The following is a 7590-nucleotide window of genomic DNA, read 5'->3' as shown; positions in this document are numbered from 1 at the left end:
GCGGACTCATTGGCTGCGGGCCCCGTCGACAATCTGCTCCCGCAGCTCGTCGAACATCTGCGCCAGAACCGCACCGCGCTCCGGGAGGAGTGGGCCCGGCGTATCACCGAGGCGCGCCTGCTCACCGCGATGACCCCGGAAGAGGTCTTCTCCGAGGCGACATCGGTCTACGACAACTACGTCGAGGTCCTCGAGACCGGTAGCGTCGAAGCCCTGCAGGCCTACGCCCGCGACCTGTCCGAACGCATTATTCCGCGAGGCGTCGAGACCGACGAGGTGCTCGGCATGGTGCTGTTGCTGCGCGACGTGCTGGCCCGCTCGCTGTTCGAGAAATATCAGGCCGATTTCAATCTGCTCAACGCGGTGCTCGACGCCTACGAACCGGCGGCCAACCGGATCGCCAACACGGTGGGCGTCTCGTTCGTCCAGGAGCGCGAACGCGTTATCCGCCAGCAGCAGGAAGCCATTCGCGAGCTGTCCACCCCGGTGCTCCAGGTGCGTGAGCAGCTGCTGATCCTGCCGATAATCGGCGTGCTCGACAGCCAGCGCGCCCGCCAGCTCACCGAACAGCTGCTGCGGGCCATCCGCAACAATCGCGCCAAGGTCGTGGTCATCGATATCACCGGCGTGCCGGATATCGACTCCACCGTCGCCAACCACCTGGTGCAGACCGTGGACGCCTCCGGGCTGATGGGTGCCAGCGTCATCATGACCGGCCTGTCCTCGGAGATCGCGCTGACCCTGGTGACCATCGGGCTGGACCTGTCGAAGATGAACGCGGTCGGCGATCTGCAGGGCGGTATCGAGGAGGCGGAACGGTTACTGGGCTATGAGGTGTCCAGAGTGACCGAGCGCAGCGAACGCGATACGCGCTGACGGAATCGATATGCCAGTACCCATCCTGAAACAGGGCACATATCTCATCGCGTCGGTGCAGTCCGCGTTGACCGATGCCGATACCGAGCGACTACAGGACGACCTGATGAAACAGGTCAGCAAGTACCGCGCCCAGGGCATCATCGTCGATGTGACGGCCATCGATGTGATGGACTCCTTCGCCGCCAGATCATTGCGCACCATCGCGCATATGACCCAGTTGCGCGGTGCCGAGACCGTGATCGTCGGCTTACAGCCCGAAGTCGCCTTCGCCATGGTGCAACTCGGCCTGACCTTCGAGGACATGCACACCGCATTGGATCTCGAGGAGGGCCTGGCTTGGCTGAACCGCAAGGCCTCGGCCCGCCACCAGCATCGAGATGGTCGTGACAGTGGCCGCTGAGCAGGTGGTAATCGCGGTGAAGATGTCCAACGACATCGTGACCGCACGTCAGGCCGGGCGGGAGCTGGCCGAAGAACTCGGCTTCACGCTCACCGATCGGACGATGATCTCCACAGCGATCTCCGAGGTCGCGCGGAATATCACCAGTTACGCCGGCAGCGGCGAGATCCGGCTGCAGGTGGACGAACGCGACGGCCGCCGGGCGCTGGTGGTGCAGGCCAAGGATCAGGGGCCCGGAATCATCGATATCGCCCGCGCCATGGAGGACGGATATTCGACCGGACTGGGCCTGGGGCTGGGCCTACCCGGCGCGAAACGGCTGATGGACGGTATGGCCATCGACTCCGCACCCGGACAGGGCACGTTGGTGGAGATGTGGAAGTGGGTACCCCACGGTGCATGAGGACGGGTTCATCGGCCGGATCGAATGGGCCATGGCCGGCCGCGCCCTTCCCGGACAGGATGTCTCCGGTGACCGTTGCGTCGTGCTGGACACCGGTACCGGCACCGTGCTGTTCGCGGTACTCGACGGTCTCGGGCACGGCGCCGCGGCGGCGGCCGCCGTGGACCGCGCCACCCGGGTGCTCGCGGAGAACCGCGCCGAACCACTGGATGTGCTGATGGTGCTGTGTCATCGAGCGATGTCCGATACCCGGGGGGCGGCGGTGTCGCTGGCCCTGTTCGGCGCCGAGGAGACACAGTGGCTGGGGGTGGGCAATGTGGAGTCCCGCATGGTTTCCGTCGGCCCGACCGGGCCCCAGATCAGCGCGACGGTACTGCAGAGCGGCGGGATCGTGGGATACCGGCTGCCTTCCACCTTGCAGCCGCAGACCGTGCCGGTACGTCCGGGCGATCTGCTGCTCATGTCCACCGACGGCGTGGAGGTCGACCCGGACCCGGGAGTCGATCTCGCGAAGTCGACCGCCGATATCGCCCAGGATCTGCTGAACCGGCACGCCAAGGACAGCGACGACGCCCTGGTGCTGGCGGCACGGGTCCGCGGCGCCTCCAACGGCGCGGGCCCCCGAGAGATGCCGTGATGCACCGGAGGGGTCGATGAGCGCGGTATTGGCGGCCTTCCTGGACGCCTACGCCGACGCACTGCGCCGCCACCTCGCCGATCCCGAGGGTGAGGGTCTCGCCGAGGGACACGAACTGGGGCGGCGGGCACTGGTGGAGGGCATCAGCCTGCTCGATCTCACCGAACACCATTTCCGGGTGGTGAAACAGGTTCAGGCCGAAGCCGCCGCGCCCGCCCCCACCGCCGCGCCGACCACATCCACACCGGCCACGTCCACGCGTAGTCCGGCGGGCTCCGACGGCCCACTCCCCGAACATGCCCTGGAATTCCTGCTGCAGACTCTGATCACCCTGGATGTGGCGACCCGCGGCTACCTCGACGGCACCCGCCGGTACGAGCAGCAACGGTCCCGCGCCGATGATCTCGCCGGCCGCGACGAGTTCCGGACCGCGCTGGTCGAATCACTCCAGGATGGATTCTTCGTCGCCGACGCCCGCGGCACCATCATCGAGGTCAACAAGGCATTCGGCGAGCTCACCGGCTACGGCGCGACAGGCGTGCCCTACCCGCTACCGCATCCCTGGGCGATCCCGGAAGGCCCCCGGTACCCGGATCTCGGCACCGAGGCGTCCCGTTTCGTGGTGCCCATCCAGCACCGGGACGGCCGCCGCCGCTGGATCGGGGTGAGTACCAGCGCCCTGGTGCAACCGGACGGCGAGGAACACATCTTCGTGGGCACGGTCCGCGATGTCACCGCCGAACACGACGCCCAGGCCCGGGATCAGGCCGCCAACCGGCTGGCGACCGCGCTGGCCGCCGCGACCACCGTGGCCGAAGTGCTCGAGGTCGGTCTGGACGAACTGCGGCGCACGGTGGCCGCGGAAACCGCCGTGGTGGCGGTATGGCCGGGCCACGGAGCGCCCGATGTGTACATCTCCGGAGCCCCGCCGACCGGCACGCCGGACACCGATCCGGACGCGCACCGGCTCGAACCGGCCACCGAGGCCATCCTGAAACGCGCCCGGCTGCGACCCGGCCGCACCCTGCTCGCCGTCCCGGAGGGCGGTGCGGACAGCGCCGAGGGCATCGTCGCGCCCCTGGGTGAGACCGGCGATACCGCGCTGTGGCTGCGGTTCCCGGTGCCGCGGGTGGTCGACGCCGCCGATTGGACCCTGTTCTCGCTGCTCATAGGCCATCTGAGCCTGGCCGTGCAGCGCGCCCGCAACTTCGATCAGGCCCGGTCCACCTCACTGACTCTGCAGCGGGCGATGCTCGGCCCCATCGAACTGCCGCCCCGGTTCTCGGTGCACTACGAGCCCGCGCTGCCGCCGCTGGAGATCGGCGGCGACTGGTACGACGTGGTCCCGCTCCCGGACGGCACCATCGGCGTCGTGGTCGGCGACTGTGTGGGTCGCGGACTGTCGGCGGCTGTGGTGATGGGCCAGTTGCGGACAGCCGCCCGCGCTCTGCTGCTGCGCGGCGCCGGGCCGGCGCAGCTGCTCACCGAACTCGACCCGGTGGCGGCCCGTATCCCCGGCGCGCTGTGCACCACGGTCTGCGCGGCGGTTCTGGATCCGGTGCGTGGGCTGGTGCGCTACAGCAACGCCGGTCATATGCCGCCCATCCTGGCCGATGTCGACAAGACCGGGCGGTTGCTCGAGGGCGGCCGATCGGTGCCGCTGGCGACCTTCGAGACACCGCGGCGGCCCGAGGCCACCACCCCACTGCCGCCGGGCTCCACCCTGGTCCTGTTCACCGACGGTCTGGTGGAACGCCGCGGTGAGGATATCGACGAGGGGTTCGCGAAAATCGCGGCCATCCTGGCCGATACCGCCGAGAAACTACCGCGCGAGGTCGCCGATTCGGTGCTGTCGGCGCTACGCCCCGACGGCGGCTACGACGACGATATCGCCATGGTCGTGTACCGGCAGCCGCCCGCCCCGCTGCGCCTGGATGTCCCGGCCCGGCCGGATCGGCTGGCCATGCTGCGCCGTACTCTGACAGCGTGGCTGTCCGCCGCGGCGGTCCCGCACAACCTCACCTCGGACCTGGTCGCGGCGACCAACGAGGCGTGCAGCAACAGTATCGAACACGCGTATCAACAGGGCGGCGGCCGGGCCGAACGGGTCGTACTCACCGCCGAATGCGTCGGTGACCAGGTGGTCATCGAAACAACCGATACCGGAACGTGGCGCCCCCGTCCGGCCGATCCGGGCCCACGCGGCCGGGGGATCGATATGATGCGGGCACTCACCGAAGAACTCGAGATAGACCATCCCGGGCCCGGAACCCGGGTACGGATGTCGGTGACCCTTCCGGCGATCACGTTCCCGGTGGCCAGCGCCCTGCGCGGGACGAACAATCGCGCCGGCGGGAATACGATGCAGCGAGATCGAGGGACTCATGGCAGATTGTGAAGACGTGACCAATACTCCTCCAGACGCGAACCCGCTCACGGATACGATGACGACCTCGGTCGCCGACCACGACGGCGTCACGGTGCTCACGGTTACCGGGGAGGTCGATCTCGCCACGGCCCCCGCCCTGGAGACCGCGATCGACGCCGCGCTCGATGCCGGCCCGGCCGGGCTGGTCGTGGATCTGGCGGCCGTGAGCTTCCTGGCCTCGGCCGGGATGGCGGCGCTGGTCTCCGCGCACCAACGCGCCGGAGACAAGACCACCATCGCGCTCGTCGCCGAGGGCCCGGCCACCAGCCGTCAGCTCAAGATGACGGCTTTGGATCAGGTCTTCGCCCTGCACACCACCCTGGACGCCGCACTGGCGAGTTTCCGGGGCGAATAGCCGCCGGCTTATGACACGGAACGGGCCCGGCAGCGATTCGCTGCCGGGCCCGTTCCGTGTCGTGCGCGGGGATCAATCGCAGATCGCCCGGAACTGCTCGATCAGTTTCACCCGGTCGGCGGCGGTGGCGGCCAGCGGCGCGACATTGAGCACCGTGACCCCGGCCTCGGCAAAGGCGGCGACTCGTTCTTTGACATAACCGGCCGGGCCGATCAGCGAGATATCGCGGACCAGGGCGTCGGGGACCACCTTGGTGGCCTCGTCTTTCTTTCCGGCCAGGTAGAGCTCCTGGATCCGGTCGGCTTCGGCGCCGTAGCCGTACCGGGTGGCCAGGGTGTGGTAGAAGTTCTTGCCCTTCGCGCCCATTCCGCCGATGTAGAGCGCCAGCATGGGTTTGACGAAATCGAGCAGCGGTTCCACGTCTTCGCCGATGGCCAGCGCCGGACCGGCGTAGACGTCGAGGGTCCCCAGTGCCGGATCGCGTTGCTGCTTCCCGGCGCGCAGTGCCTCCCCGAACACCTCGTCGGCGCGTTCGGGCAGGAAGAAGATCGGCTGCCAGCCCTCGGCGATCTCTGCGGCCAGCTGCACGTTCTTGGGACCCAGCGCGGCGAGTAGCACCGGGACGCGTTCCCGTACCGGGTGATTGATGAGCTTGAGGGGTTTACCCAGGCCGGTGCCCTCGCCCTCGGGCAGCGGGATCCGGTAGTACTTGCCCTGGTATTCCAGCCGCTCTCGGCGCCACACTTTCCGGCAGATCTCCACGAGTTCGCGGGTCCGACCGATGGGCGCGTCGTAGGGCACACCGTGGAAACCCTCGATGACCTGCGGGCCCGACGCACCCAGACCCAGCACGAACCGGCCGTCGGAGACGAAATCCAGACCGGCGGCGGTCATCGCGGTCAAGGTGGGTGTCCGGGTGTACAGCTGCATGATTCCCGACGCCAGTTGCAGCCGGGTGGTCTTGGCCGCCAGATAGCCCAGGGCGCTCACCGCGTCGAACGAGTACGCCTCGGGCACGAACACGATATCCAGGCCCGCCCGCTCCAAATCGGCCACTTCGGCCGCCGCCTCGGTGAAGCCGCCCGAATAGTTGATACTCAATCCGATCCGCATGCCCTCAACATAATCCCGGCTACGGGGTGGCCCGGCACCGGCCACGCCGGGCGACGGGGTAGGTTGAGAGCGAAAGCTCCGCCGGTAGTGCAGCTAACTTTGAGCTATTGTGATCGAGAAAGGCCGAATCGTGTCGCAGCCCACCCAATCGCCACAGCACACCGCCCCCGGTTTCGGCGGGTCACCGATCGGCGACTACCTGGGCGAACTCGCGGCGAAGGTCCCCGCGCCGGGCGGCGGCGCCGTCGCGGCGCTACACGCCGCGCAGGGCGCGGCGCTGGTCGCGATGGTCGCGCGATACACCACCCGCGCCAAGGATGCCGAGCACCGGCCGGTGATCGACCGGATCATCGAAGCGGCCGATATCGCCCGGGACCGCGCACTGGCCCTCGCCGACGCGGACGCGGCCGCGTTCACCGCGGTCGGCGCGGCCTACAAACTGCCCAGGGAGACCGACGACGAGTCGGCGCGCCGCTCGGAAGCCATCGAGGAGGCCCTGATGGAGGCCGCCCGGGTCCCGGCCGCGGTGGTCGACGAGGCCGACGGAATCCTGATCCTGGCAACCGAACTGCTCCCGATCGGAAATACGAATGTAGTCACCGATATCGGCGCCGCGGGTGCGGCCGCCCGGGCCGCCGCGGTGACCTCCCAGCTCAATATAGAGATCAATCTGGCCTCACTTCCGGTGGAGCAGGGCGCCGTATTCACCGGGACGCTGGGCCGGATCGAGGAAATCACCGCACGCGCGGATTCCCTGCATCAAGAGGTATTACGCGCCGTCCGCGGTTGATTCCGATGCACATATCAGCAGGTACGAATTAACCAGTTATATGCCGAACTGCGATTATTCGAGATCAGACGGACAACGGAGCACGCGTAGAATGATGGGCGTTCCTGATATTCGCACTGCTCCACCGCTCGACCCAGGCACAATCGGCTAGACCGGCCGGCGGGGCACCGACGGCCGGGCAACTGTTTGCTCCAGCTCGACGAGTGCAGGAGGTAACGGTGAGGATCGGGTACACATCGGCGCCGGCAGCGGCGGAAGTCCCTGAGCCGGGTATCGATGTCATCACCGAACACGGAGTCGTATCGAATATCGCCGACTGTTCGGCTGATCCCGGTGCGCTGACCCAAGGTCAGGCCAGACGCGCCCTCGATATCCACTGGCTCTGTTCTCCCGAATGTCTGGTGCGCAGACGCGCCGGATTCACCTTGGCGATAGCCGCACCCCCGGGTCGTCCCGCGTTCGGTATTTCGCCGGGCCGGACGGCTCTACGCGGCGATTGATTCCCGCACGGCAGGCACGTTCTGCCCTTCGTCCGTGCATCTTTTCTCCCTGCCGGAGTTTTCCGGCGCACTTCTGATAGCACCA

9 protein-coding genes are annotated in these 7590 nt (G+C 67.8%); 8 read left to right on the top strand and 1 reads right to left on the bottom strand.

Going from position 1 to position 7590, the window contains the following annotated elements; all coding sequences use genetic code 11:
• Window positions 1–9: 9 nt before the first annotated feature.
• The 6 genes from AB0F41_RS24815 to AB0F41_RS24790 are packed head-to-tail and all read left to right on the top strand — an operon-like array spanning window position 10 to window position 5102.
• Window positions 10–876, top strand: coding sequence for an STAS domain-containing protein (locus AB0F41_RS24815; RefSeq protein WP_357427696.1), 867 nt, complete (start codon window positions 10–12; stop codon window positions 874–876).
• A 10-nt stretch (window positions 877–886) separates the two neighbouring features.
• Window positions 887–1279, top strand: a complete 393-nt coding sequence (locus tag AB0F41_RS24810; protein WP_357427680.1) for an STAS domain-containing protein — start codon at window positions 887–889, stop codon at window positions 1277–1279.
• Window positions 1257–1682, top strand: a complete 426-nt coding sequence (locus tag AB0F41_RS24805; RefSeq protein ID WP_357427678.1) for an anti-sigma regulatory factor — start codon at window positions 1257–1259, stop codon at window positions 1680–1682. Before AB0F41_RS24810 ends, AB0F41_RS24805 begins: the two co-directional genes overlap by 23 nt.
• Complete coding sequence (locus tag AB0F41_RS24800) at window positions 1675–2319, top strand: SpoIIE family protein phosphatase (RefSeq protein ID WP_357427676.1); 645 nt, start codon at window positions 1675–1677, stop codon at window positions 2317–2319. Before AB0F41_RS24805 ends, AB0F41_RS24800 begins: the two co-directional genes overlap by 8 nt.
• A gap of 16 nt (window positions 2320–2335) precedes the next feature.
• Window positions 2336–4717, top strand: a complete 2382-nt coding sequence (locus tag AB0F41_RS24795) for a SpoIIE family protein phosphatase (protein ID WP_357427674.1) — start codon at window positions 2336–2338, stop codon at window positions 4715–4717.
• A 46-nt stretch (window positions 4718–4763) separates the two neighbouring features.
• A complete protein-coding gene (locus AB0F41_RS24790) occupies window positions 4764–5102 on the top strand; it encodes an STAS domain-containing protein (protein ID WP_357427671.1) in 339 nt (112 codons plus the stop codon).
• 72 nt (window positions 5103–5174) lie between these two features.
• On the opposite strand, the gene AB0F41_RS24785 is transcribed toward AB0F41_RS24790, so the two are convergent.
• Window positions 5175–6215 (bottom strand): LLM class F420-dependent oxidoreductase, encoded by a 1041-nt coding sequence (locus AB0F41_RS24785; protein WP_357427669.1) that lies wholly within the window; start codon window positions 6213–6215, stop codon window positions 5175–5177.
• A 130-nt stretch (window positions 6216–6345) separates the two neighbouring features.
• Here AB0F41_RS24785 and AB0F41_RS24780 point away from each other — a divergent pair, with 130 nt between their 5' ends.
• Both AB0F41_RS24780 and AB0F41_RS24775 read left to right on the top strand, forming a co-directional pair.
• Window positions 6346–7005, top strand: coding sequence for a cyclodeaminase/cyclohydrolase family protein (locus tag AB0F41_RS24780; RefSeq protein ID WP_357427667.1), 660 nt, complete (start codon window positions 6346–6348; stop codon window positions 7003–7005).
• A gap of 218 nt (window positions 7006–7223) precedes the next feature.
• Window positions 7224–7505: a hypothetical protein gene (locus AB0F41_RS24775; RefSeq protein ID WP_357427665.1), complete on the top strand. Its 282-nt coding sequence runs from the start codon at window positions 7224–7226 to the stop codon at window positions 7503–7505.
• Window positions 7506–7590: the final 85 nt, after the last annotated feature.

The organism is Nocardia sp. NPDC024068, assembly GCF_040638875.1.
In the GTDB taxonomy this organism is placed as follows: Bacteria; Actinomycetota; Actinomycetes; order Mycobacteriales; family Mycobacteriaceae; genus Nocardia.
The sequence above is the reverse complement of the archived record's forward strand: the minus strand, read 5'-3'. Positions and strand labels throughout refer to the sequence as shown.

What these genes read in the sequence shown, in the direction of transcription:
- AB0F41_RS24810 (WP_357427680.1), top strand. Translation starts at nt 887, where the DNA reads ATGCCAGTACCCATCCTGAAACAGGGCACATATCTCATCGCGTCGGTG.
- AB0F41_RS24805 (WP_357427678.1), top strand. Translation starts at nt 1,257, where the DNA reads ATGGTCGTGACAGTGGCCGCTGAGCAGGTGGTAATCGCGGTGAAGATG.
- AB0F41_RS24795 (WP_357427674.1), top strand. Translation starts at nt 2,336, where the DNA reads ATGAGCGCGGTATTGGCGGCCTTCCTGGACGCCTACGCCGACGCACTG.
- AB0F41_RS24790 (WP_357427671.1), top strand. Translation starts at nt 4,764, where the DNA reads ATGACGACCTCGGTCGCCGACCACGACGGCGTCACGGTGCTCACGGTT.
- AB0F41_RS24785 (WP_357427669.1), bottom strand. Translation starts at nt 6,215, where the DNA reads ATGCGGATCGGATTGAGTATCAACTATTCGGGCGGCTTCACCGAGGCG.